The following is a 23608-nucleotide window of genomic DNA, read 5'->3' as shown; positions in this document are numbered from 1 at the left end:
AGTCCATAGCTATTAGCTTGTAGTTATAAAAGTTCAAGGGCCTCGCACTACACTGCGGGGCCTTCTTTTATTTTGTATATTTTGTCCTGAACTAACAAAAGAAGGAAAACATGTTTAAAAAGCTCATTGCCGGAATCGCATTATTTGCAACTTTATCACAAGCCGCTTGGGACAACGTCCCCATACTCAAGAAAGGTTCTGGCCAGGTCGCAGCCGAAATCGAATACTTGTCCATGGACCCGATATCGGGCATTGCCCTTGGCGCAGGTGTCCGCTATTCTGCATTAAACTGGCTTGAGCTCTCTGCAATATTGCCTTACGGATTTTTCAGTGCCGATACCAAAGAAGGTAGCCAAGACTTTAGCGGCCTCATGAACATGCAGCTGGGCGTACGCTTCCAGATAACACAGGGGTTCGGCCTTTATGCTGACGCCCTCCTGCCGGGCAATAGCGATGTCGCCGACGACCAACTCTCCATCAATTTCGGCTTGCAGCATTCCAACCTTTTCACAAGCATTACATGGGCTAAATACTTAGGCTACATGCTTGGCGACGCCTGGTCAAACCAGTACCTCTATTTCGGTACCGAACTCCAGTTCTTATTTGACCACTTCGTGATTTATGGCGATTTAAAAATCATCATGGGCCAGGAATCGGACCACTACTCTTGCTCCGGCTATTCCTACACCTACCACTGCGAAGGCGAAACCGGTGGCCAGAACGGGATATCTATCAATCTCGGTTTCAAGCTGGACTTGAGCGAACAATTCACCCTCGACTTCGGCGTGAACCTGAACTCGGGTGACCGATTCACGAGAAGCGGCACAGACGAGCCCACAGCCTTCAGCGTCACAGGATTTTACAATTTCTAGTAAGACATAAATCCAATTATTTTTTATGTTCTAGAAGTATAGGGATCGGAATTTGAAAAAGGCCTTTATTCTTGTAGCTCTTTTCGTGGCAATCGCGATAACAGCCTGCATCCAAAAGCAGGGTGAAGGCTTGTTGTCTTCAAAGACTGTCACGGTCATGATTTACAGCGAATATATCGACCCTGCTTTGCTCGATGACTTCAAGGACAAGACCGGCTATAAAGTGGAGCTGGAACTTTACGAAGCCCAAGAAGAAATGATTGCCAAGCTCATTACCGCGGACTCCGGCAAATACGATGTCATCATTGCATCGGACGTTGTCATCCAGCAAATGGTACACCTCGGGCTCATAGCACCCATCGACACCAATAAAATTCCAAACCACGTGAACGTGGCGCCGCAATTTTTAGGACAAGCTTACGACCCGACAAATACCTACAGTCTCCCCTATCTCTGGGGCACGACCGGCATTCTTTACCGCGGCGGAAAATTCCATCCCGATAGCGTAAGCTATTCCTTGCTCTTTGATGCCAAGAACACCAAAGGAAAATTCAGTCTCCTCAATGAAAGCCGTTCCATGCTCAGCATGGCACTCGAAGCCATCGGCTCCGATGCAAACAGCACAAGGCAAGACGAACTCAACAAGGCCGTGAGCTACATTTTGCAAGCAAAGAAAGACCCTCACTTTGCTGGGTTCGACGGTTCCGACATTGGCAAGGATAAAGTAATTTCAAAAGAATACTGGGCAGCAATCGTCTTCAGCGGTGAAGCCATGGACGCCATTGACACAGACTCTACGCTCCACTACGCCATCCCGGCCGAAGGAAGCTTTATGTGGGTAGATGCCATGACGCTCAGCAGCAAAGCCAAGAATCCAGCGGGCGCATACGCTTTTATGGACTACATCCTCGATGCTAAAAACGGGGCACAACTCGCCAAGGCTATCAACTACGCCACACCGAACAAGGCAAGCCTCGAGATTATGGAAGACGACTTCAAGAACAACCGCGTCATCAACCCCAACAAGCAGGAAATCGAACGCATGGTATTCCTCAACGACATGGGCGAAAAAGAAAAGAACTTTGACGAAGCCTGGATGATCGTCAATACGCAATAAGCAAAAAGCCTCGCAGACGCGAGGCTCTTTAATTTCAACATTTATCGATTAGATGTCTTCCGATTTCTTGATAGGAATCGGGAGGAACGGCGGTTCGAGTTCCAGGCAAATCGGGCAATGGTCCGAGCCCTTGACACCGCTCAAGATTTCGGAGCTTACCACGTTCTGCATGAGGGCGGAATCAACAAAGCCATAGTCCAAACGCCAACCGACATTGCGTTCACGGGCGCCAAAGCGGTTCGACCACCAGGAGTATGCATCGCGCGTATCCGGGTGCAACGTGCGGAAGGTATCGACAAAGCCGTTTTCGACGTACTTGTCCATCCAGGCGCGTTCAATCGGCAAGAAGCCGCTCACGTTCTCGTTTTCCTTGGGGCGGGCAATATCGATTTCCTTGTGGCAGGTATTGTAATCCCCCACGGTCACCACATGCTTGCCATCGCGAAGCCATTGCTTGGAATTTTCAAGGAATGCATCGTAGAAGCGCAGCTTGTAGTCCAGGCGGTCATCGCCCTGGCCGCCGTTCGGGAAATAAATGCAGTTGAGCACCCAGTCCGGGAACACCAGCTGGAGCACACGGCCTTCTTCATCGAATTCTTCGATATCAAAGCCGTAGTTGACCGCATCCGGTTCAATCTTGGAATAGACGGCTACACCGCTGTAACCCTTCTTGCGCTTGCAAGCGTTCCAGTAGGTATAGTAGCCTTCGCGGCTTGCGACTTCAGCAACCTGGCTTTTTTCGGCACGGACTTCCTGAAGGCAAAGCACATCGGGATCGGTCGCAGTGAACCAATCTTCAAAGCCTTTTTTCAGTACGGAACGAATACCGTTGACGTTCCAGCTGTAGATCTTCATTTTGACCCCAATCTCAATTTTCACGCCAAAGATAGAATAATTTTTCAAACTCCAAAGGGTAAAAGACCTCAACGGGGCCAAATAGTTTATAAAACTTTACAAATTAAGAACTATGTGCGGAAAAATACGGCTATTTATTACATTTTCAAAAAAATTTTCACAAATATGTATAATAATCTTATATTTGATTACATGAAGAATAAATTTTTGTTGTCATCTTGTTTCCTTGCAGTATCGTTCTTGGTAGGTTGCGCAGGTTCGTCCTCCTCCCAGAACGGTGAAGAACTCGAAGTTCCGACCGACCTTCCGCCGATTTGCCGCGATATCGACTTTGTCGCCAACCCCGACATGCGCGAAGTTTGCGGAGTCCGCAAGGCAAGCCGCCACAACATTGCGTATAAGAACATTCCTCAACAGCGCTACCTGATCAAGCCGTCCGAAACGTCCATCGTGAAGACGAACGGCAAGCTCGAGCTCCGTTTCCAAAACTCCCTCCCAATCGACCTCGAGGGCCCGATTACAAACGAACTCGAATTCAGCCAGGAAAAGCGCCTCGAACGCGTCAAGAACACCTACGACTACTTCGAAATCACGCCTAAGGGTTCTGAACGCCTCCGCATTTTCAAGATGGGCATCCCGACCGACAAAGGAAACAAGTACGATTTCTGTTTCCGCATCCCCGAGAAGAAGGGCAACGACAGGACTCGTAGTAGGGCCATGGGTGTGAACATCGAGCTCATGTCTTGCGCAGAATTCGATAGAATCATTTCGAATCGATAGAAACAAGTCGAACAAACTTTTTAGCAGCTCTTAAGGGGCTGCTTTTTTTTGTGTCAATTTTTTGACTCTCTTTTTTGCTAAATTATCGGGCGGTAAAAAAGTGAACGAAAACAAGTACATACACAACGCCCTGCGGCAGATTCACGTCGATACGCCCTGCTCGCCCATTTCCGGATTCTCGATTTCCGGCCTTGCGACGTACATACAGATTCCAGAGCTCGATTTTTGCATTGACATGGGCGAATGCCCGCTCTCGGCAATTCCCCTGAACCACGTGTTCCTGACTCATGCGCACGGCGACCACGCGCGTTGCCTGATGCGTCACCACAGTTTGCGCAAGATGATGGGTGTCGAACGCGATAGCGTTTATTACATGCCCGACTGCGTGAGTGAAAATGCAAAGGCTTGGATTAAGGCTGAGGCATTGTTCGAAGGCGTTGGCGAAGCGAAATTCCGCTACCCGGAAATTGAACCCGTTACCGCAGGCGAATTGCAATTTTTGAGATACCGCAAGGATCTCGCGCTCGAAGCGTTCGAAGTCAAGCATTCCATCCCGGCGATGGGCGGAACGCTCTATTTTTACAAGAAAAAGCTCAAGGACGAATTCCTCGGGAAAACGCCCGCCGAAATCATCGAACTCCGCAAGAACGGTGTCGAAATCACACGTGAAGTTTACGACCCGCTCGTGAGCTTTATGGGCGATTGCCTTGGCGAAAGCTTGCTCGACAACAGCCGCGTTTTCCAGTCGAAGGTGCTGATTACGGAATGCACATTCCTCGACGATGGCGAAGAAGCGATGAGCAAAAAGAAGGGGCACAGCCACTTGAAAGATATTGTGCACGCGCTCAATGAGCTTGATGATGAAATCAAATGCGAAAAAATCATCTTGAGTCATTTCTCGATGAAGTATTCCGAAAGGCACATCCGCGAGATGCTTGATAAGGCAATTCCGGAGAAGTTTAAAGAAAGGATCATAGCGTTTATTTAACAGCGTCATCCTGAGCGAAGTCGAAGGATCCAGTAAAGTTTAATAGGAACATAAACATGGCAGAAGAAATCAACAACGAAATTTTAGAAGAAGAAAAGGCTCCGAAAGAAGTCGTGATTCCGGAGTTTTACCGAGACTTGAGTCAGGACCCGCAAATGAAGGCGCTGTGGCATTACGTGTTCCGCACGAATGGCGACCGCAAGCCCATCAAGACGCCGGACGGAAAGCCGCACAAACTCGACTTCACCTGGAAAGACATGTTCCCGAACGAAAACGGACACATCGAAGTCGAAATCGGAAGTGGCAAGGGCAACTTCATGACAGACTATGCGGAGAAGCACCCGGACTACTTTATCATGGGTAGCGAATGGGACTTCACCTGGGCCGCATTTGCACACGAACGCATGGAAAAGCGCGGGATCGTCGCTCAGGGCAACGCAGCCATGTTGCGCGGTGACGTTTTCTACTTCTTGCGCGATGCTGTGAAGGACAACACCGTGGATGCATTCCACATGTACTTCCCGGACCCGTGGCCAAAGGAACGCCACCACAAGAACCGCTTGCTCCGCCCTGACTTTCTCGATGAAGTCGCCCGTTGCTTAAAGCCGGGCAAGCGCATTTTCTACTGGGGTACCGACCACAAGGAATACAACGAAATCGCTCTTGAAACATTCGATGCCTACCCGACTTGCAAGGTGCTTGTCCGCAATACGGCTGAACCCACCGAAGGCATCACGACCGGTTTCGAACGCAAGTACCGCAAAGAAGGCAGACCTATTTATAGAAGTATTATTGAATTTGAGAAGTAGTTCTAATTAATCATGTTAAAGCAACTCACAATAAATAGCTTTACACTCATTGCCGAAGCAAGCGTCCCGTTCCATGAAGGTTTTACTGCAATCACGGGTGAAACTGGCGCCGGCAAGTCCGTCTTGATGAAAGCGCTCCGCATGGTCTGCGGAGACAAGTCGCAAGCGTCGATGGTCCGCACAGGCGAAGAAAAAGCGGTCATCGAAGGAACATTCGACATTTCGAATGAACCCGAGGTCAAACAAATTCTTGCAAAGTTGGAACTCGATGACGACGATGAACTCATCATCCGCCGCGAGATTCTTGAGAACGGCAAGGGACGTGCCCGCGTAAACGGCTCCGTCGTTAGCCTCTCGGATTTGCAGGAGCTTGGCGAATCGCTTATCCAGATGCACGGGCAGAGCGAACAGCTGTTATTGCGCGACATCCGCACGCATGCAAAAATGCTCGATGAATACGCGGGCAACAACGAACTGCTGATAAACTATTCAAAAAGCTACAACGCCTGGAACAACGTTTTGGCCGAGATTCAAAAGACCGAAGCACACGCAAAAGATCTTGCGCAGCAAAAGGACTTTTTGAAATTCCAGTACGACGAACTTTCAAAGGCGGCACTCCGCGATGGCGAAGAAGAAGAGCTTGAAGAAAAGGTCAACGTAGCAAGCAAGAGCGAAGCGGAACACAACCTGCTGAATGAAATTCAGGGTTTGATCGGTTGCGACAATGGCATCTTGGAACAGGTCCAGAACCTTCAGTACAAGTTGCGTAGTCTTGCGCAAAAGATTCCGCATTACGAAGAAGACTTGAATGCACTCGTCGAAGTGGCTGACCCGTTCGAAGGAATCTGCAAGGACTTGCAGAGGCTCCGCCCTTCAAAGTCCATGAGCCCCGTCGAAATCGACCGAGCCAATTCTCGAATTGCAACAATTCAAAAACTCAAGCGCAAGTACCGCACCGATGTAGCAGGGCTTATTGCGCTCACCGAACAACGTAAGCAGGAACTCGACAGTCTCGAGAATCTCGATGCTGACCTCGATGAGCTCAAGCGCAAAGCAGATGCCCACAAAGCAGAGACCTACCGCTTGGCGGCAAGTCTCACCGAGAAGCGTAAAGATGCAGCCCAGCGCTTTGACTCGGCCGTGCAAGAAATCTTGCACAGCCTCGGCATGCCGAAAGCCAAATTCTTTACGAGCATCACGGAACAGGACCCGACACCAAACGGCGCCGACCGCATCGAATTCTTGCTCGCCCCGAACCCGGGCGAAGGCGAAAAGTCGTTGCAAAAGGCAGTCTCTGGCGGTGAACTCAGCCGTGTGCTGCTCGCCATCAAGAGCGTCATGGCAGAACTCGACAAGGTTCCGCTCCTGATTTTCGATGAAGTGGATTCCGGAATTTCGGGCGAAACGGGCAATAGCATTGGCGAAGCACTGCGCAATTTAGGCAAGCACCACCAGGTGCTCACCATCACCCACTTGCATCAAGTCGCAAGCCGAGCCCAAAATCAGCTCGCCGTGAGCAAGAAAGAGGTTGACGGAAGGACATTTACGTCCATTATTGACCTCGACAAGAACGGACGTATCGAAGAAATTGCTAGAATGTTAGGCGGGACCTCTGAAACGGTCCGCACCCATGCAAAGCAGCTGTTGGAGAATAATTTATGACAGAACCAGAAAATACTTCTGATGTTCGTTTAAGGTCACGCATTTGGAGCATCATGCGTGCTCTCATCTTTGTCTGTGTCATAATCTTCATCTGGAAAGACTGGACCACGATGGCATGCTCCTTTGTGGGTATTGCGCTTGTCATGGGTTGGGTCAACTTGTTCCAGCTCAAGAGCCAGGAAATTGAAAAGCCTTATTACCGACTTTGGCTCAACACTATCGATGGGTTCTTGCAGTTCATCGTGATGACAAGCATTTTCTTCCGCGACTTAATCCAGAACGAAAGCGCTGAAAAAATTCTCGGCGTCGGTTGCGCCGTCTTGCTTGGACGACTGATTGCCCACACGCTATTCTCTCTCGGAGTGCTTCGCGAAGGGAAGCAACTCCCCCGCAAGCGCCGCTGGAGCAAACTTGCAAATCTTTCTGTCACAATTACGATGGGCGTGTACTTATTAAACTTGGAAAATTACCAACAAATTATGATGGTCATTTCCATTTTGCTCATTGCCGCCTCCACCGCCGCATACGCTTACTGGTACTACCGCGACCCCGCACACCGTAAGCCGCTTTCGATTGCAAGCCAGCTCACCATGAGCCGCATTGTACTCACGCCGTTTTTCCTTTGGGTGTTCTTCTACGATAACGATTTGGATTACAGCAACAACAACATCGTCTTTAAAGTGCTTTCGCTCGTGATGGTGCTCGGCTTTATGCTCACGGACTTTCTGGACGGCAAGCTCGCCCGCGCGATGGGCGAAGTCAGCACGCTCGGCAAGTACCTCGACCCATTCAGCGACAAGATTTCGAACATGACGATTTTCATGTGCTTTATCGCTACAGGCTATGCGCCCGTGTGGATGGTCGCTCTGATTTACTTCCGCGAATCTAGTGTGGAAACGCTCAGAACGCTCGCCGCAAGCGAAGGCCTCGTGATGCCCGCACGTCGCAGCGGCAAGTGGAAAACGGCTTTGCAGGGCATCGGCATTGTCGCGATTCTCCTTGGCGCTATCGATCCGGTTCGCGCATTGATTCCAGGATTTGAAAGCATCTGGCACCAATTCCCGATTGTCGTGATGGGCATTATCACTACGATTACAATCATCAGCGGAATTGATTATTTCTACGCGAGCAAGCACATTTTGAAAAAATTCGTCTAGTGCGAATTCGCTCAAAAACCGCGATAAAAGCATAAAAAAAGCTTACTCCGGCAAATACTCTGCTTTTCACTCTTGCCAAATCCATTATAATTTTCTATATATGGGACAACCTCGACGCGGGGTGGAGCAGTTGGTAGCTCGTCGGGCTCATAACCCGAAGGTCGCAGCGTTCAAGTCCTGCCCCCGCTACTAAAAAGACTTAGATTCACTCTAGGTCTTTTCTTTTTTATATTTGTAGCATGTCTCGCATTTCAGAACAAGAAGCTCTCGATTTATTTTTGAACGCACCGCTCGATGAACTTTGCGCACGCGCCAACGCCGAAAAAGAAGCGCGCCACGGCAAGTCCGTTTACTGGGTGAACAACCGCCAAATCAACTACACGAACGTGTGCGTGCTGCACTGCAAATTCTGCGCCTTCAGCCGCATCAAAAAAGATAGCCCGACCGCTTACGACTGGAATTACGAAACCATCCGCGACAAGGCAGCCGAAGCGATCAGCAAAGGCGCCCGCGAATTGCACATTGTCGGAGGTCTCCATCCCGACCATCCGTTCGATTACTACATCGAGATGTTGCGCAAGCTCCGCAAGGAATTTCCGTCCGCCAACTTGAAGGCTTTTACCGCCGTTGAAATTTGCCACTTCGCAAAAATTTCTGGCCAGACGCCCGAACAGATTATGGCAACGCTCAAGGACGCAGGCCTTGATGCCCTCCCCGGTGGCGGTGCCGAGATTTTAGTACAAAGTGTACGCGACAAGATTTGCCCAGGCAAGGAAACTGGCGAAGAATGGCTCGACGTCCATCGCGCCGCCCACAAGCTCGGCATTCCGACAAACGCCACAATGCTCTTTGGGCACATCGAAAAGATTGAAGACCGCATCGCGCACATGAAGATGCTCCGCGACTTGCAAGACGAGGCGCCGGGATTCTTCGCGTTCATCCCGCTCGTGTACCACCCGGAACACAACGCGCTCCACCAGATTGTCCCGAACATCACAAGCGAAGAAGACATCCTCCGCACGGTCGCTGTTTCTCGTTTGTTCTTGGACAACTTCCCGCACATCAAGGCTTACTGGATCCAGATGGGCATCGAGACCGCCATGAAGGCTCTCCACGCCGGTGCATCGGATTTGGACGGTACGATTATCGAAGAGAAGATCACACATGCCGCAGGCGCCACGGTTCCCGAGGGCATGAGCCCGGAACGCATGCAAGACCTCATCAAAAAAGAAGGTCTCGTTCCGGTGGAACGAGACGCCTTGTACGAAAGATTTTCTTAAGAGAGTGCGCACTCAATAAGTGCGCCGTTCTTAAGCGATTACGCCGATTTCCTTGAGGTAACGGCCGAGAGCATCCTGCCATGTGGGGAGCGGCTTAAACCCAGCTTCCACGAGCTTGCTCTTGTCCAAGCGGCTGTTGAACGGACGTGCGGCCTTGGAAAGTCCGTATTCCGCCGTCGTCACCGGCAACACCTTAGTCGGGAGCCCCGCCTGCTTGTAGATTTCCTTCGTGAATTCGTACCAGCTGATGAATCCGCCTTCGTTTGTGGCGTGATAGTAGCCGTACTTGTCCGTTTCAATCATATCGACGAGGAGACGGCTCAAATCGAGCGTGTAAGTCGGCGTACCAATCTGGTCGTAAACGACGCGGACCGTATCGTGAGTTTCGCCCACCTTGAGCATCGTCTTGATAAAGTTCTTGCCATTGAGGCCGAACACCCAGGCGATACGCACAATGAAATACTTTTCAAGAGTTCCGCTCACGGCAAGTTCGCCCTTAAGCTTGGATTCGCCATAGACGTTGAGCGGCTTGTAATCCTTGCAGTCCGGCTTCCACGGTGACGTACCCTGGCCATCAAACACGTAGTCCGTGCTGATGTAGACCATCTTTGCATCAATTTCTTTAGCAACGCGAGCGATGTTTTCCGTACCTTCGGCGTTAATAGCAAAGACCTTTGCCTTCTTGTCTTCGTCTTCAGCAAGGTCCACTGCCGTCCAGGCGGCGCAATGCACAATCACGTCCGGTTTCACACTCTTGATCGTTTCTGCAACTGCAGATGCATTCGTAATATCCATCGGAACATAAGGCATCGTGGTCACAGCACTTCCATCGGCCACACCGGAATAAACCGGAGCGATATCGCTACCGACACCTTCGTAGCCGCGCTTTGCAAGTTCATTCATCACATCGTGACCCAGCTGGCCACCGACACCAGTTACCAAAACTTTCATAATAAAACCTCTGTGTGTGAATATAGCAATTAGCCACTATTTTCTATCTTTGGGCTCGATGTTTGAAGCGTTAAATTTCCATTTTTCGGCATACGACTGGCTGCTCGTCTTTATGGTTACCGCCCTCGGCACCCTGAGCGCCTACCTCAAGGACCCGCAACTCAAGGCAGTCACGGCGACCATTCCCATCCCCTGCGGTTTTGCCTACATTGCCGTCGGACTCCCGATGGGCACCGAAAATGCAGTCTCTGGCTTCATGTGTATGTTGTACGTACACATCGTACGCATTCTCCACTACAAAGTAAAAGTTCCTATTGTACCGTCAATTATCGCCGGGCTTGCCTTCTTTGTCGCGCTCGGAACATTTTTGCACGCCCGCATCCCCGAAGGCGAGGCGTACTTTATCGGCGCCTGCGTTTTTGACTTTGTCATCGGCGTAATTTTCTTCCAGAAGCAAAAGTACAAGTCCGGAGTGCGCTACAAAACCCCGCTCCCGGTTTACATCAAGGCGCCCGCCATCGCAGGCGTCGTTTCCGGCCTCATGTTCATCAAGCGCCTGATGGGCGGTTTTTGCACCAGCTTCCCGATGATGAATTCCATCGTAAGCTACGAGAGCCGTTACTCGCTAGGCGATCAATGCAGGCAGCTTCCGCTCTTTCTCATCGCAGGTCCGTTCATGTTCATCACCATGCGCTATGTGGAAATCGGTTTCGGGCTCAACCACTGGATTGTACTCCTCATTGGATACATCATTTTTGCGCTCATTTACTGGCCTCTCAACAAAGAACTCAAGCGCCGTAACGAAATCAACTATAATTCCGACAAGCCCGTCGAAGTAAAAGCGTAAAAAGCGCATAATTCACGGGTTTTGGAAAAATTTACTTGAAGAAATCCCTCAACATAAATAGATTTAGAGGGATAAAAACAAGGAATTTCACGCAATGCATAAAATTTCCCGTATTTCTTTAGCTTTTACCGGCGCAATCCTCTCCGCCTCGCTTTTGGCAGCCTGTGGCGAGGACGTTTCACCGACTTTCAGCAACTTCGCAAGCCAAAGTTCTAGCGACCAGGCTCAACCATCAACGATTTCTAGTTCCTCGACCGAGCAGCTCCCGGCAAGCTCTGCCGATGTAAACTCCAGTTCCGCCACAGCTCCGGTCATTGAATCCAGCTCTTCCGTAGAAGTTCCGCCGACATTGTCAAGCTCTTCCGGAACTGCAGCCGAAACTGACCCTACTTGCGTCGAAACGCCTGTTGCCACAATCGCCCTCGACTCCATTGGCCTTGCCGACATCGCCGACGTATTCAAGAGCGTCCGTTGCAACGAAAAGGCAGTGTTCATCATCCGCCACGGCGAACGCGATGACGCCCAGACCGGCCGCGAAACACCCCTCACCTACTGGGAAAACGAACCGGATACCGTCAATGGAGAACCCGCTGACGGCGTAAGGCAGGCACGCGCCGTGGGTCAAAAGCTCATCAGCACCGAAGAATTCGTGTACTCGCACACGAACTACGTCCGTACCGAACAGACCTGCTTCAACATCAACTTCGGCCGCGGCCAAGCCACGTTCCCGCACGACACGACGACCCTTTATTCCATCAGCTGGTACAAGAAGGACAAGGAACGTTACGACTTCTATGATGACTCCACCAAGAACGTCCGTCTCGTGATTGCAGGTTGGGCATACGACAATCTCTATGCCGACGCTTTCTACGACCTCAAGGAAAAATCCGAAGAAATCGTCAAGAAGGACATCGCCCCGGGCTACGCCGCCATGAACAAGTACCGCGTCATCTGCACCCACGATGACTTCGTGCTCCCATTCAGCGTATTCGCCTCCAACGGCACCGTGAACTACAGATTCCACGACCCAGCTTCCAGACACTGGCCGTACTTCTTGACCGGCGTCGCTGTCATCATCGACAACAAGGACCAGATCAGATACGTTCCGTTCAGAGGTCTTGGCATCGGCGCAGAATAAAGATCCTGGATTTCTCGCGTCGCTCGGAATGACGCATCGCATTCAATTTCACCCTCGACTTGGTCGAGGGCTTTTTTTTGATATAAAACACAGAAAAACAGTTTAGAATAGTCGAAATTAAAAAATACTGATATTTTTTATAAAAATACATTACATTAGATAAAAGACATCATCCAGGAGGTCCCCTTATGAAGACGTCTTTTAAAATCTACACAGTCTTATGCGCAGCTGTAGCCTGTACAATTTCGCTCACCTCTTGCGGTAGCGATAGCGGCAGCAACGCCACTGACAACACCACAATCAGTAGCAGCAACAGCAACAAAGCAAGCAACAATGAAAGCCGTCAAAAAATCACTTACGACACCCTTGCTTTGAGCATCGATAAAGAAGCAAAGGTCCTTAACGTTTCTAACGACGGAGCCGAAGAAGAGTACTGCGTCGCCGAGGGCGATAACTTTAAATGGAAAACCATCAAGAAAAAGACTAATTCCGGCAAGATAAAATACGAATTCACCGGAGATACGCTAATCCTCTACGAATGGCTACAGGAGTCAAAAGCCTACCAGCAACACGGTGCAATGCTCGTCGGAGGCAAGGGCGGAAACATCTACGGTACATGGACCATAATACCATGCACGTACGACAGCGAAGAAGAAGAGACTTATTGCGACGAGGACGAAGAAGAAGGCTTGATACAATCGAGCTTTACAATTTCAGAGGATAAATTCGCCCGTAAATTAGCAGGCATTTATCTCAATAAATCATTAAATTACCCAACCTCGAATTTCAGACGACTTTTCAACCATTACCTTTCCAAAGGTCCCGGCGGCGACCTTCCTACAGCAAATGAGCTGTTCCACGAATCAGTTTATGACGATGAGAACTCCACATTTGACGGTATCACCATAAAAGAACTTTCCGCTAGCGGCGAAACATTTATTTCAGGCGGAAAGACCATTATCGTAAACGTCTTGAATTTCGAAGATAACTTCCAGAACTGGAAAGCCTCGGTGACAATTTCCGTAGACGGCAAGACCTGCCAAAACGATTACGAAAGCTATTACGACATGACAGAAAGTCTCTGCGACGCCAAGTATTCGGAAAACTACAGCCTAGGCACGAAAACCGACAAGGACGGAAACGAGTTCAAATACGTGAGTCAGTTTAGGAAAAACAACCATAAAGAATTCTTAGAATGCCTCGAACCCCTTACCGACCCGATTATCGAGTCCATAGGCAAAGACAAGTCCTATTAACTTTTCAACACACACAAATCCCCCAAAATAAAAAAAATCGGGGGATTTTTTTTATTTAGCGCATTTTTCACCTGCGCTCGAAAATGTTCTCAAAAATTTTCTCAAATTAAGGTTTATGTAAGAACCTCTTTTTCAAATATTTATATATATTAACTATAGTTGTAAGGGTTTTAATTGTTCTCAAAATTTCAACGGAGACGATATGTTTGGTAAAATTTCAATGATCGGCATCGCCGCACTCGCCCTCGCCACAAGCGCAAGCGCCGAAAAGTACGAATGGGGCAACGTCCGCTTCGATGGTGGCGGATTCGTTTCTGCCGTGATGTTCCACCCCAAGGCCGAGAATTTGCTTTACGCCCGCACTGACGTGGGCGGTATCTATCGCTTCGATTTTCAAAATAAGACTTGGATTCCGCTGATGGACTTCATCTCGGAAAACGACAAGGGCCTTTACGGTACCGAAGCCTTTGCTCTCGACCCCAACGATCCCAAGCGCATTTACGTGCTCGCAGGTACCGGCTATTTCAGCAAGGGCCGCACGGCCGTGCTCCGCAGTGAAGACTTCGGCGCCACCTGGGACACTAGCTATGTGGAAATGCTCGCCCACGGTAACGGCATGGGCCGCCAGACCGGCGAAAAGCTCGCCGTGGACCCCAACAAGGGAAACATCATCTTCTGCGGTAGCCGCACCAAGGGACTTTACAAGAGTACCGACTACGGCAAGACCTGGACAAGCGCCTACAAGGTCGCCCTTTCTACCGCCACAGAATCCAGCCTGAACGGCGTGAACGGCATCAGCTTTGTGATGTTCGACGAATCGCAGGGCAAGAACGCCGACGGCTCCACCAAGACCATCTACATCGGCATTTCCGAAACCAAGGATAATTTGCAAGTCAGCCACGACGGCGGCGCTACCTGGGAAGCCATCAAGGGCGTCCCCACTGGACTCATGCCGCACCGTGCAAAGATTGTCGACGGCGACATGTACGTGACATTTGCTGACGGCCCCGGTCCGTATAACATCGCAAGTGGTGGTTTTTACAAGTACAATATCGCTGGAGGCACGTGGACCGACCTTACCCCGAGCGATTCCGTGGAACACGAAGGCAGCACCACCAAGAGCTACGAAAAGGACAAGAGCTCTTACGGCGGCGTCGCCATTGACCCCAAAGACAAGAACCACATTGTGATTTCGACGCTGGGCAAGTACACCGGCCGCCATGTGACCAAAGACGAAAAGGAAAACTACGGCGACCGCATCTATGCCACCACTGACGGCGGCAAGACCTGGAATCACGGACAGCATTACAACGACATTCCGAACATTGACGCCAACGGCACCGACTGGATCCCGGGCAATGCCATCCACTGGGCAGGTTCCCTCGAAATCAACCCGTTCAACAACAAGCAGGCCTGGGTCACTAGCGGTAACGGCATCTTCATGACCGAAGACGTCTCCGCAAAGGTTCCCCTTTGGAAGTTCATGTCCAAGGGTATCGAAGAAACTGTGCCCCTCGACATCGTGAGCATTCCGGGAGGCCCGCTGGTCACCGCTATTGGCGACTACGACGGCGCCGTTTATACAGACATCAAGCAGAGCGCACAGCGCCACAAGCCAACCATCGGCACCACCGAAAGCATGGGTTACGCCCCGCTCACCGGAAGCTTGGTTCGCACAGGTGTGATTACCGTTTACGGCAAGTACGATTCTCAGAATTTCAACGTGATGTACCGCAGCGATGACATGGGCAAGACATGGGACAGCGTAAAAACAACCCTCAAAGGCCCGAAGGGCTTGGTGGTACTTTCCGCTGACGGCAAAATCATGCTGCACCGCCCAGACCAGGGCGCAACAGTTTACCGCTCCGATGACAATGGCGCCTCTTGGACTGCTGTTGAAACCGGCACCCAGACAAACTATTCCCGCATTGTTGCTGACCCGGTGGACCCCAAAACGTTCTACGTCATGGGCGGCATGGGATCGCTTTACAGATCTACTGACGGCGGCAAGACTTTTGCAGAAACTGAAGCCCGTTTGCAGAACGAACAGGCTGGCGAATACTACAACGGTGGCGGCCTTATCCGCACCGTTCCCAAGAGAGAAGGACATCTGTGGGTTCCGATGGACCAGTCACAAGTTTGGCAACCGAAGGGCTTCACGGAATACGGCCTTGCTTACACAGAAGACGGAGGCAAGAGCTGGAACCGCTGCGAAGGCGCTTCTACCGCAATCGCCGTGGGCATCGGCAAGGCCAAAGAAGGCAGCGACTACGAAACGATTTTCATCTGGGGTGCTGCAAAGTCCGGCGACCCGATCGGAATCTACCGCAGTACAGACAAATGCAAGACCTTTGAACGCGTGAACGACGACATGCACCAGTTCGGCGGTCCGGGTAACGGAAACTTCGTGCAGGGCGACATGAACAACTTCGGCGTCGTCTACATGAGCACCGTGGGCCGTGGCACCATCGTGGGCGCTCCGGAAGGCACTGAATTTGTCGAAGTGACCCCGACCGGACTCAACACAGCTAAGATCAGCTTAGGCAAGGTAACGCTCACGCAGCAGAACAGAACCTTGCAGGTGAACGTCCCGAGCGAAAGCAAGCTCGAAGTTATCGCACTGAACGGCAAGACGCTCCTCACCGCAGACGTGAACGGCAACAGAAGCGTAAGCCTCAAGAAGCTCCCGACCGGCAAGTACATCGCAAAGGTTGTCGGTACTAACGGTAAGTTGCTCCTGAAAAAGGCTATTGCGATTAAATAAGTTTCAATAATCATCAATCCCACACTTAAAAAGGCTAGAGTCCAAAGCGAACGCTTGCAAACTCTGGCCTTTCTTTTTTGCTATGTTATAAAGGAGATGCCCGCTCAGTGGCGGGCATGACAAAGTATTTAAAGCTTGGCAATTTCCGATGCAAGAACTGACGTTTAAAATCATTGCGCGTATCAAGAGCGATTTTCGCGAGAAGTTTGGCATTCCGCGACAGAGCGGGCTTGTACAGAACTTGCGTTCGACCATACGCTTTGAGCCGGAATTTCGCAATGCGGATGCACTCCGCGGTCTTGAGGGTTTTAGCCACTTGTGGATTATGTGGATTTTCTCGGAGAATATTCGCAGCACGTGGAGCCCGACCGTGCGACCGCCAAGACTCGGCGGGAATAAGCGTCTCGGCGTTTTTGCCACGCGTTCAAGTTTCCGCCCGAACCCGGTCGCGCTCTCTTGCGTGAAGATTGAAACCATCAACCTCGACGGTACTGAAGGCCCGGAAATTGTCGTAAGCGGCGCAGACCTCATGGATGGCACCCCGATTGTAGACATCAAGCCTTACCTCCCTTACACGGATGCGCACCCCGAAGCGATTGGCGGTTTTGCAGACGCCGTGAAGCAGAACAAAGTACACGTCAAAAATCCTGAAGTACTAACAAAGCTGAGTGCAGACAAACGCACCGCACTTATCGAAGTCTTGGAACAGGACCCGCGCCCTGCTTACCAGAACGATCCCGAGCGCGTTTACGGATTCAATTTCGCCGAATTCGAAGTCAAGTTCAAAGTCGCAGGCGACGAGTTGGAAGTTGTGAGCATAAAGTAAAAGAGCCCCGTGCGAACACGGAGCCCTTTGCGTGAGGAGAGTTTTTATTTAGATAAATCTATTCGTTTTGTGATATAGGACGACGCCGTCACGACACTCATCATATAAATTCCCGCCGGGACCTTCTTACGAGAAATCAAGACGTTACTCGTTCCTGCAGACAACATACGATTCACATTCGCCACTTCCGTCCCTAGCACAGAATAAAGGCGGATGCTCACGATACCCGAGTGGGCCATCGATACAGGCATCTGCAAAAAGTCTCCCTCAAAATGCACCTTGCCCACACTGACCGCGTAAATCGCATTCGGTATAACGATTCCACCCGTCGTAGAGCTAGAGGATTCAACACTCGACGAACTTTCCTCAACAGACGAGCTTGATTCTACAGAAGAACTCGATGGCGTTTCGCTACTGCTCGATTCGGCGACAGGCTTGATCTTATCACCAAGAACCTCAATCATCTTTTCGGCATAGCGCTTGCCAAAATCGCGGTATTCCTGCGAGGTAAAGTGGACATTCTGTCCATCGCCAAGAGCCTGATTAAATCCTTCGGATGAAACTACATAAAAGTTTTTTGACTGTTGCGGGAGTTTAGCGATATTGTTGTTCGCGCCCTTGCTAGAGCCGCTACGCAACACTTCGCCCGCAAGGAACGGCACATCATTGCCAAGACCCAAATCCTTAATAATGTTATCGTAAACCTTTTTGACCTTGGAGGGCCATTGACCGTCACCAGCATCCGTTTCACCCTGGTGGAAGATGATCCCCTTGATGACACCATCTTCTTGAGCCTTCTTAGCCATTTCAATCAAGCGACCGTAAGGATTTCCACCATATTCATTAATGCGCTGCGTCATCCAGCTCTGCTGGGACCTAGCATAATTGGCATAGCCATCCTTGTCGAACAGTTGGATACTGCACCCGGCAACAGCCACGACGATAACACCCACCTTAATTTTAGAATCCGTCTTTTCGACCATCGTGCGGCCAAAATAGTCCGTAGGTCCAAGTTTTGCGCCCTGACAATGCGCCAACGGAGGCACTGCCGTAGCCCATTTTCCCTTGGTTTTCCCTGAACAAGAACCATTATTTGCCGCCCAGAGCACCTGGAAACGTTCGTCAACGGTCTTATCCTGACTACCGACGTCCCCCTGGCCCTCCATATTGGACTGGCCAAAAGCAAGATAAATGTGGAAATTTGGGTCTGGGGCAGCATGAGCCGACACGGCAAGCCCCAAACCGAAAAACAAGCCCACGAAACGCGAGACTTTCATCTAACACTCCTTGGGGCACTGAAAATGCCCCCCAACAACTATCCTTAATATATTTCCAATCAAATAGCTTATGTTAAATCTTTGGAAAATCGCGTTGTAGTGTTCTGCAACATCAATTTTTTTATTTATATTCCAACTAAAAGAGGATTTTTATGACAATCAAAATTTTAGCTCCCCTTGCTATTGCGGCATCCTTGTTCACAGCCTGTAGCGAAACCACCACTCCCCCGCCGACCAAGGCCGATCAGTGCGCCGCAGGGCTTTCTACCGACTGTCTCATTGGCACGTGGAGCATCAATGGCCCGACCGTAGCAAAGACTGTCGGCAACGACGTTGTCTATGTCATCGATCAAAGTCACGACTTGAGCGCCAGCCCGGCAACACTCAAGTTCTACATCGATCCCCAAAAGAAGACCAACATGTTCGAATTCACAAATTCGTCGTTGAGCAGGGCCGACTGCATAACGCCAACCGGCAAGACCTATGGAACTTGGGATATTCTCGGAACGTCCATTCACCTTTACGCCAAGATTGGTAATGAATGCATGGAAAAGAGCGATGTAACGCTCCCGGCAGTAGTCGCAGTCGAAGCCGGCAAGGTCTCCATGACGCTTCAGGGACTCTTCTTTATGGAACCGGAAATGAAGCAAGCCGACCTCGTCGACAAGCAGAACACGACCGAAGTATACACCTTCGTTTCGGCTGACTAACTTGCCTTCCAGCGGTTGCGTTCGTATTCACGCAACTGCTTTAAAGCGATAGACAAATTTTGTTCAAAGTGCGAGTCCTTGGGGCTCGCCTTTTTTGTTGTTTGCTCAGTCGTTCGCATAGTATTTAAAGCCTGTTCCACTCGTTTGGCAAAAGCGGATACCGTCTCGCCGAGAGCACGAACAAAGCCTAAGCGGGCAAGTCGTTTTTCCGCATCATCAAGGAGCGCAATCCATTGGGCGGCATTTTTTGAGACCTTTTGTTGGCCAATTTGGCGACGGCGCCCACGGAACTTCAGTAACGCAAAAACAAGGAGCAAAGCGGCAAGTACGATATAGAGCACAGGGCTAGAAACGATGCGCTCCGAAGCGGTTTGCCAGCTATCGACAACACGACGCCACTGACCATCCTTGAGCAAATGCATCACGTAAGAGAAGCGGCCCTTCACACCTTCAAGCTTTATCGAAAGCCAAGAGGATTTTGCAAAAGTCATTTCGGTCAAAGGCGGAGTCGGGTCAAAAATGTACCATTTATGGTCAATGTAGACTTCGACCCAGGCATGGCTATGACGGCGACGGAAAGTTACATACGGGCGACCAGGAACGTACTCGGGGTGAGCAAAGCCGGTCACATAGCGAGCTGGGATTCCCTGATGACGCAAGATGAGTGTTGCAAGCGTGGCGTAGTACTCGCAGTAACCTTCCTTTGTTTTCCAGAAAAGAGCAATGGGGTCGGTTTTAGAATTTGGAGTTCGACCGGGAACGATATACGAATATTTGAAATTACGGATAAAATAGGATTCTATAGTCTTTAGATTTTGAACCGCAAATTGCGAGGGGTCAAGAGTTCTGTTTGCGAGATTCGTCGAATCTGAATCGAGATGCACGGACGGGAGCGACATCGCAGTGGCAATTGTATCTAGAAGCGATTTTTCTTTGCTCGGGATTTGCAAAAAAGAGCTATCAGATGCCATCGAAAATGCCGCCGATGACGTGTCCGCCGATGAATGCGCCGCAATCGCAAGAGTCTCCGCAGAATCAGGCACGTAATAATACCAATCGCTACGAGTTCCGTTCGCTCCCGCAAAAATGTTCGTCGAATAGTAATCCAGGGAGTCCGCATTTTTGCTCGCCACGCCCACAACATTCGCAGGCGCAAACATAAAGCCGAAATTGTTCAGTGTCGCTTGCACCCAAACATCTTTGACGTTTGGCGCTGCCGCCGCGGAATCTTCGGATTCAAAAACGGCATAATCTACGCGATAACGCGCTGGATAAAGTTTCTTTTCGGCCTTCGTAGGGAGTTTCCAAATGCCAGCCACATACTTTTCATAGGCGGCAGCACGCAGATACGTGGGTGCAAGCGTATCCCAAACACGGAGGACAATTTCGCTATTATACTTGGAATTGTAATTACTGGAGAAGGAGCCCAAAGCAGCCACGGGATCAAATCCCATCACGCGATTTTTCACGTAATACTCTTCGGCCCAACGGCCACTGTAATAGCGATTGCTCTTCCAATATTTAAATCCGAGATACGACGAGCCGCACAGACTCGCATAAAGTAAAACGAAAAGCAGCCGCTTGTAAAGAGCAACGTGCGGACGGCCAAACGCATATACAGCAAGCAATAGCGCCACAACGGCACTGATGACGCTTGCGCGAGGCGCTTGGAACAGCCCCATGAAAAGTGCGGCAACGCCATTGAACACAACAAAGACTTCGTAACCGCCATTTCCGAGACTCCGTTTTTGAAGCCACGCCAAATAAAGTAAGTACCAAGCCGGAATAAAGACCAAGTACGGCGAGACGCCCATTTCAACGCTCGGCGTGAGCACCCACCACAACGCACAAGGAACAATCGCACCGTATGCGAAAACTTTTCTGTAACGCGGGATTTTTCTTTGGCCCATCGCGGACTTCGAAAGCAAATATTGCTTAACGTGAATCGCAACAAACAGGGCCGCAAAAACAAATCCAAGAATTTCAAGACCGCTTGAAACGCCCAAATTAATAGAAACGATGCAGAAGAAAAACGTCTTGCAAATTTCACGGAAGTTCATCATAGACTAACCTCCGCTTCACGAGAATTTCCAAGTGGACGCTCGGAAATCGTTCGTTCACGATGCAAACGTTCGTTAAAAACGTATTCGAGACGCGCCGCGTTCACCGACAAAACATCGTCGGAAATTGCGGTCTTCGATTCGTCACTCGCTTTTAAATGCGCATCCAAAATCACTTGCTTATGCACAAGCGGGTCTTCAGTCGCAAAAAGCCCCATACGGAGCACAGGGCCAAGCGGGCGTGCCGCAGGCGACCAAAGTTTCTGCGCACTAGCCACATTCCGAGAATTGTGCGGACCTTTCGAAATGCGCGCCTCTAGCCAAGACGCTGCCGGGATTCGCGCAAGCGCTTCCAAGAAGCTCACGCCGCTATCCCCCTGCACAAGCGCAATTTCATCATCGCCAATGAAGAATCGCCCAAGTGCCTTGCGTTCCAAAAGCCACAAGCCAACGCCAGCCGCCAAGCGAATCAGCATTTCAACAGATGATCTTTCGCGCAAGCTACGTGCCGTCACATCCAGCACGAGAATAGCACCCGCGCCACGTTCCGTCTCAAATTCTTTCGTGAATGGTTTGCCGTAACGTGCAAAAGCCTTGTGATGCAAATCGCGCAAGGAATCGCCCTCGCGGTATTCACGCACACCCACAAAATCCATCCCGCGCGTAAGACTCGGCATCAATAGTGGCGCAAACACAGCACCGCTTGCGCCCGATGTCAAAAACGGGAATGAACCCACGCGCACCGGACGCGGGAACACGAGCAATTCCGCTTTCCCTGCATTTGCCGCATAACGTAAAGCGCCATTAATTTCCGGGATGATTACAGAAACTTTGGGGATTTCGAATGTGCCGCGTTTTTTCGTCTGGATTTTGCAAGTGAGTTTTGCCATCTCGCCAGCAGCAATCGCCACAAGCGTAGACTCTTCGCATTTGAGCGATGGATCCATACGGAAGCATCCAAGCGACACCGCATTTAGCTTGTCTTCGGCAGTAACGTGCAAGTCAATGGTCGACGTTTCGCCCTCATAAACATTCCGGACAGAAATGTCACCCGCCTTGAACTTGCTCTTGCGAGCGGTCATAAAAAGGCATGGTACAAGAGCAAGGAAATACATGAAATCCAAACCGCAAAACACCCACGCCGCCCAGAATCCAGGCACCGCCCCCGCAAACATTGAGAACAACATCAGCGCTGCCGCTGCATGCCCCACCTGCGTAAAGCCTTCTTGCCAAACGTAGTACAAACGCATCAAGAGTCCCTTGCGCTTGGGACTTCTTGGAATAGCGTTTATAAAGAAATGGAAGAGAGACATTACTTCGGCACTCGCACCTGTTTCAAGATGCCTTCGAGAATTTGTCTGGAGGCGCCGGGCGTGTTCGAATCTTTTGCAAACACACGATGTTCCATCACCGGGAAGAACACGTGCTGGATGTCATCGGGATTCACGAAATCGCGGCCCGCCACATACGCACAAGCTTGCGCCATCTTGATGAGGTTGATACCTGCACGCGGGCTTGCCGCCAAGCGCACCGCCGGATTCGTACGCGTTGCCTGCACCAGCGAAACCACGTACATTTCAAGCGACTCGTCAATGTGAATCTTGCGGACGTCGTTTCGCACCGCAATAATTTCATCGGGAGTCGTTACCGCCTTAAGCGTATCAAGCGGCCTCCCATCGCGATGCGCACGCAAAATGCCAAGTTCTGTTTCCGCCGTCGGATAACCAAGTGAAAGACGCACCAAGAATCGGTCCATTTGCGCTTCCGGGAGCGGGAACACGCCATGGAATTCCACAGGATTCTCGGTCGCAAGCACCATGAACAATTTCGGGAGCGCATGGCGTTCACCTTCCAGCGAGACCTGGCGCTCTTCCATCGCTTCCAAAAGCGAGCTCTGCGTTCGCGGAGATGCTCGGTTGATTTCGTCAGCTAGGAGCACCTGCGTAAAGACAGGTCCCTTGCGAATTTCAAACTCACCCGTATTCGCCTTGAACACGGCACCACCCGTCACATCGGCGGGGAGCAAATCCGGCGTAAACTGGATACGCGCAAAGTCTGCCCCAATTGCGGCGGCAAGCGCCTTTGCAATCGTCGTCTTGCCCGTCCCCGGCACATCCTCAATCAGCACATGACCATCAGCGAGGAGCGCCATCACAAGCATTTCCACTTGTTCCTGCTTTCCAAGCAGGACACTATTCAAAGATTCAATAAGCTTTTTGACCATACCTATAATATATATAGATACAATCATGAATTGAT

20 protein-coding genes and 1 tRNA gene are annotated in these 23608 nt (G+C 50.5%); 15 read left to right on the top strand and 6 right to left on the bottom strand.

The window, feature by feature from the left end:
• Positions 1-110: 110 nt before the first annotated feature.
• Both B7982_RS04140 and B7982_RS04135 read left to right on the top strand, forming a co-directional pair.
• Positions 111-872 (top strand): hypothetical protein, encoded by a 762-nt coding sequence (locus B7982_RS04140; protein WP_088659672.1) that lies wholly within the window; start codon positions 111-113, stop codon positions 870-872.
• A gap of 52 nt (positions 873-924) precedes the next feature.
• Positions 925-1989, top strand: coding sequence for a spermidine/putrescine ABC transporter substrate-binding protein (locus B7982_RS04135; RefSeq protein ID WP_088659671.1), 1065 nt, complete (start codon positions 925-927; stop codon positions 1987-1989).
• A 48-nt stretch (positions 1990-2037) separates the two neighbouring features.
• Here the strand turns inward: B7982_RS04135 and B7982_RS04130 are convergent, their stop codons facing one another.
• Positions 2038-2844: an exodeoxyribonuclease III gene (locus B7982_RS04130; protein WP_088660005.1), complete on the bottom strand. Its 807-nt coding sequence runs from the start codon at positions 2842-2844 to the stop codon at positions 2038-2040.
• 192 nt (positions 2845-3036) lie between these two features.
• Here B7982_RS04130 and B7982_RS04125 point away from each other — a divergent pair, with 192 nt between their 5' ends.
• From B7982_RS04125 to mqnE, 7 genes are all read left to right on the top strand, one after another.
• Positions 3037-3624, top strand: a complete 588-nt coding sequence (locus B7982_RS04125; protein WP_233138363.1) for a hypothetical protein — start codon at positions 3037-3039, stop codon at positions 3622-3624.
• 100 nt (positions 3625-3724) lie between these two features.
• Positions 3725-4612: an MBL fold metallo-hydrolase gene (locus tag B7982_RS04120; RefSeq protein ID WP_233138362.1), complete on the top strand. Its 888-nt coding sequence runs from the start codon at positions 3725-3727 to the stop codon at positions 4610-4612.
• Between the two features lie 56 nt (positions 4613-4668).
• Positions 4669-5421 (top strand): tRNA (guanosine(46)-N(7))-methyltransferase TrmB, encoded by a 753-nt coding sequence (locus tag B7982_RS04115; RefSeq protein ID WP_015732262.1) that lies wholly within the window; start codon positions 4669-4671, stop codon positions 5419-5421.
• Between the two features lie 12 nt (positions 5422-5433).
• Entirely contained in the window at positions 5434-7083 is a 1650-nt protein-coding gene (gene recN / locus B7982_RS04110; RefSeq protein ID WP_088659669.1) for a DNA repair protein RecN, read from the top strand.
• A complete protein-coding gene (gene pgsA, locus B7982_RS04105) occupies positions 7080-8240 on the top strand; it encodes a CDP-diacylglycerol--glycerol-3-phosphate 3-phosphatidyltransferase (RefSeq protein WP_088659668.1) in 1161 nt (386 codons plus the stop codon). Before recN ends, pgsA begins: the two co-directional genes overlap by 4 nt.
• Positions 8241-8355: 115 nt before the next feature.
• Positions 8356-8429 (top strand) — tRNA-Met (locus tag B7982_RS04100).
• Between the two features lie 50 nt (positions 8430-8479).
• Positions 8480-9520, top strand: coding sequence for an aminofutalosine synthase MqnE (gene mqnE, locus B7982_RS04095; RefSeq protein WP_088659667.1), 1041 nt, complete (start codon positions 8480-8482; stop codon positions 9518-9520).
• A gap of 30 nt (positions 9521-9550) precedes the next feature.
• Here mqnE and rfbD read toward each other — a convergent pair whose 3' ends face one another.
• Complete coding sequence (rfbD, locus tag B7982_RS04090) at positions 9551-10471, bottom strand: dTDP-4-dehydrorhamnose reductase (RefSeq protein ID WP_088659666.1); 921 nt, start codon at positions 10469-10471, stop codon at positions 9551-9553.
• A 58-nt stretch (positions 10472-10529) separates the two neighbouring features.
• Here rfbD and B7982_RS04085 point away from each other — a divergent pair, with 58 nt between their 5' ends.
• From B7982_RS04085 to tsaA, 5 genes are all read left to right on the top strand, one after another.
• Positions 10530-11318 (top strand): hypothetical protein, encoded by a 789-nt coding sequence (locus B7982_RS04085; RefSeq protein WP_088659665.1) that lies wholly within the window; start codon positions 10530-10532, stop codon positions 11316-11318.
• Positions 11319-11412: 94 nt separating this feature from the next.
• Complete coding sequence (locus B7982_RS04080) at positions 11413-12456, top strand: histidine phosphatase family protein (protein ID WP_088659664.1); 1044 nt, start codon at positions 11413-11415, stop codon at positions 12454-12456.
• Positions 12457-12644: 188 nt separating this feature from the next.
• Positions 12645-13712, top strand: coding sequence for a hypothetical protein (locus B7982_RS04075; protein ID WP_088659663.1), 1068 nt, complete (start codon positions 12645-12647; stop codon positions 13710-13712).
• 202 nt (positions 13713-13914) lie between these two features.
• Complete coding sequence (locus B7982_RS04070; RefSeq protein WP_088659662.1) at positions 13915-16476, top strand: 1,4-beta-glucanase; 2562 nt, start codon at positions 13915-13917, stop codon at positions 16474-16476.
• A 148-nt stretch (positions 16477-16624) separates the two neighbouring features.
• Entirely contained in the window at positions 16625-17302 is a 678-nt protein-coding gene (gene tsaA, locus B7982_RS04065; protein WP_088659661.1) for a tRNA (N6-threonylcarbamoyladenosine(37)-N6)-methyltransferase TrmO, read from the top strand.
• Between the two features lie 44 nt (positions 17303-17346).
• On the opposite strand, the gene B7982_RS04060 is transcribed toward tsaA, so the two are convergent.
• Complete coding sequence (locus B7982_RS04060; protein WP_088659660.1) at positions 17347-18579, bottom strand: sialate O-acetylesterase; 1233 nt, start codon at positions 18577-18579, stop codon at positions 17347-17349.
• A 152-nt stretch (positions 18580-18731) separates the two neighbouring features.
• Here B7982_RS04060 and B7982_RS04055 point away from each other — a divergent pair, with 152 nt between their 5' ends.
• Entirely contained in the window at positions 18732-19289 is a 558-nt protein-coding gene (locus B7982_RS04055) for a hypothetical protein (RefSeq protein ID WP_088659659.1), read from the top strand.
• On the opposite strand, the gene B7982_RS04050 is transcribed toward B7982_RS04055, so the two are convergent.
• From B7982_RS04050 to B7982_RS04040, 3 genes are read right to left on the bottom strand one after another with little or no spacing between them, the layout of a single operon-like run.
• On the bottom strand, positions 19286-21352 hold the full coding sequence (locus B7982_RS04050; protein ID WP_088659658.1) for a transglutaminase family protein: 2067 nt from the start codon (positions 21350-21352) through the stop codon (positions 19286-19288). The genes B7982_RS04055 and B7982_RS04050 overlap by 4 nt on opposite strands.
• A complete protein-coding gene (locus tag B7982_RS04045; RefSeq protein ID WP_088659657.1) occupies positions 21349-22662 on the bottom strand; it encodes a DUF58 domain-containing protein in 1314 nt (437 codons plus the stop codon). The genes B7982_RS04050 and B7982_RS04045 overlap by 4 nt, the downstream gene beginning before the upstream one ends.
• Positions 22662-23600, bottom strand: a complete 939-nt coding sequence (locus B7982_RS04040) for a MoxR family ATPase (RefSeq protein WP_158212957.1) — start codon at positions 23598-23600, stop codon at positions 22662-22664. Before B7982_RS04040 ends, B7982_RS04045 begins: the two co-directional genes overlap by 1 nt.
• Between the last annotated feature and the right edge of the window lie 8 nt (positions 23601-23608).

The sequence above is a fragment of the Fibrobacter sp. UWB2 genome (genome assembly GCF_002210425.1).
GTDB classification, from domain to species: Bacteria; Fibrobacterota; Fibrobacteria; order Fibrobacterales; family Fibrobacteraceae; genus Fibrobacter; species Fibrobacter elongatus.
Note: the sequence above shows the minus strand (reverse complement) of the source record. Positions and strands in the feature narration are given on the sequence as shown.

Excerpts from the sequence above, each read along its gene's own strand:
- B7982_RS04055 (WP_088659659.1), top strand. The coding sequence starts at position 18,732 with ATGACAATCAAAATTTTAGCTCCCCTTGCTATTGCGGCATCCTTGTTC.
- B7982_RS04125 (WP_233138363.1), top strand. The coding sequence starts at position 3,037 with ATGAAGAATAAATTTTTGTTGTCATCTTGTTTCCTTGCAGTATCGTTC.
- B7982_RS04060 (WP_088659660.1), bottom strand. The coding sequence starts at position 18,579 with ATGAAAGTCTCGCGTTTCGTGGGCTTGTTTTTCGGTTTGGGGCTTGCC.
- B7982_RS04085 (WP_088659665.1), top strand. The coding sequence starts at position 10,530 with ATGTTTGAAGCGTTAAATTTCCATTTTTCGGCATACGACTGGCTGCTC.
- rfbD (WP_088659666.1), bottom strand. The coding sequence starts at position 10,471 with ATGAAAGTTTTGGTAACTGGTGTCGGTGGCCAGCTGGGTCACGATGTG.
- B7982_RS04115 (WP_015732262.1), top strand. The coding sequence starts at position 4,669 with ATGGCAGAAGAAATCAACAACGAAATTTTAGAAGAAGAAAAGGCTCCG.
- B7982_RS04075 (WP_088659663.1), top strand. The coding sequence starts at position 12,645 with ATGAAGACGTCTTTTAAAATCTACACAGTCTTATGCGCAGCTGTAGCC.
- B7982_RS04045 (WP_088659657.1), bottom strand. The coding sequence starts at position 22,662 with ATGTCTCTCTTCCATTTCTTTATAAACGCTATTCCAAGAAGTCCCAAG.
- B7982_RS04080 (WP_088659664.1), top strand. The coding sequence starts at position 11,413 with ATGCATAAAATTTCCCGTATTTCTTTAGCTTTTACCGGCGCAATCCTC.
- B7982_RS04130 (WP_088660005.1), bottom strand. The coding sequence starts at position 2,844 with ATGAAGATCTACAGCTGGAACGTCAACGGTATTCGTTCCGTACTGAAA.
- B7982_RS04140 (WP_088659672.1), top strand. The coding sequence starts at position 111 with ATGTTTAAAAAGCTCATTGCCGGAATCGCATTATTTGCAACTTTATCA.
- B7982_RS04050 (WP_088659658.1), bottom strand. The coding sequence starts at position 21,352 with ATGATGAACTTCCGTGAAATTTGCAAGACGTTTTTCTTCTGCATCGTT.
- recN (WP_088659669.1), top strand. The coding sequence starts at position 5,434 with ATGTTAAAGCAACTCACAATAAATAGCTTTACACTCATTGCCGAAGCA.
- tsaA (WP_088659661.1), top strand. The coding sequence starts at position 16,625 with ATGCAAGAACTGACGTTTAAAATCATTGCGCGTATCAAGAGCGATTTT.
- mqnE (WP_088659667.1), top strand. The coding sequence starts at position 8,480 with ATGTCTCGCATTTCAGAACAAGAAGCTCTCGATTTATTTTTGAACGCA.
- pgsA (WP_088659668.1), top strand. The coding sequence starts at position 7,080 with ATGACAGAACCAGAAAATACTTCTGATGTTCGTTTAAGGTCACGCATT.
- B7982_RS04070 (WP_088659662.1), top strand. The coding sequence starts at position 13,915 with ATGTTTGGTAAAATTTCAATGATCGGCATCGCCGCACTCGCCCTCGCC.
- B7982_RS04040 (WP_158212957.1), bottom strand. The coding sequence starts at position 23,600 with ATGATTGTATCTATATATATTATAGGTATGGTCAAAAAGCTTATTGAA.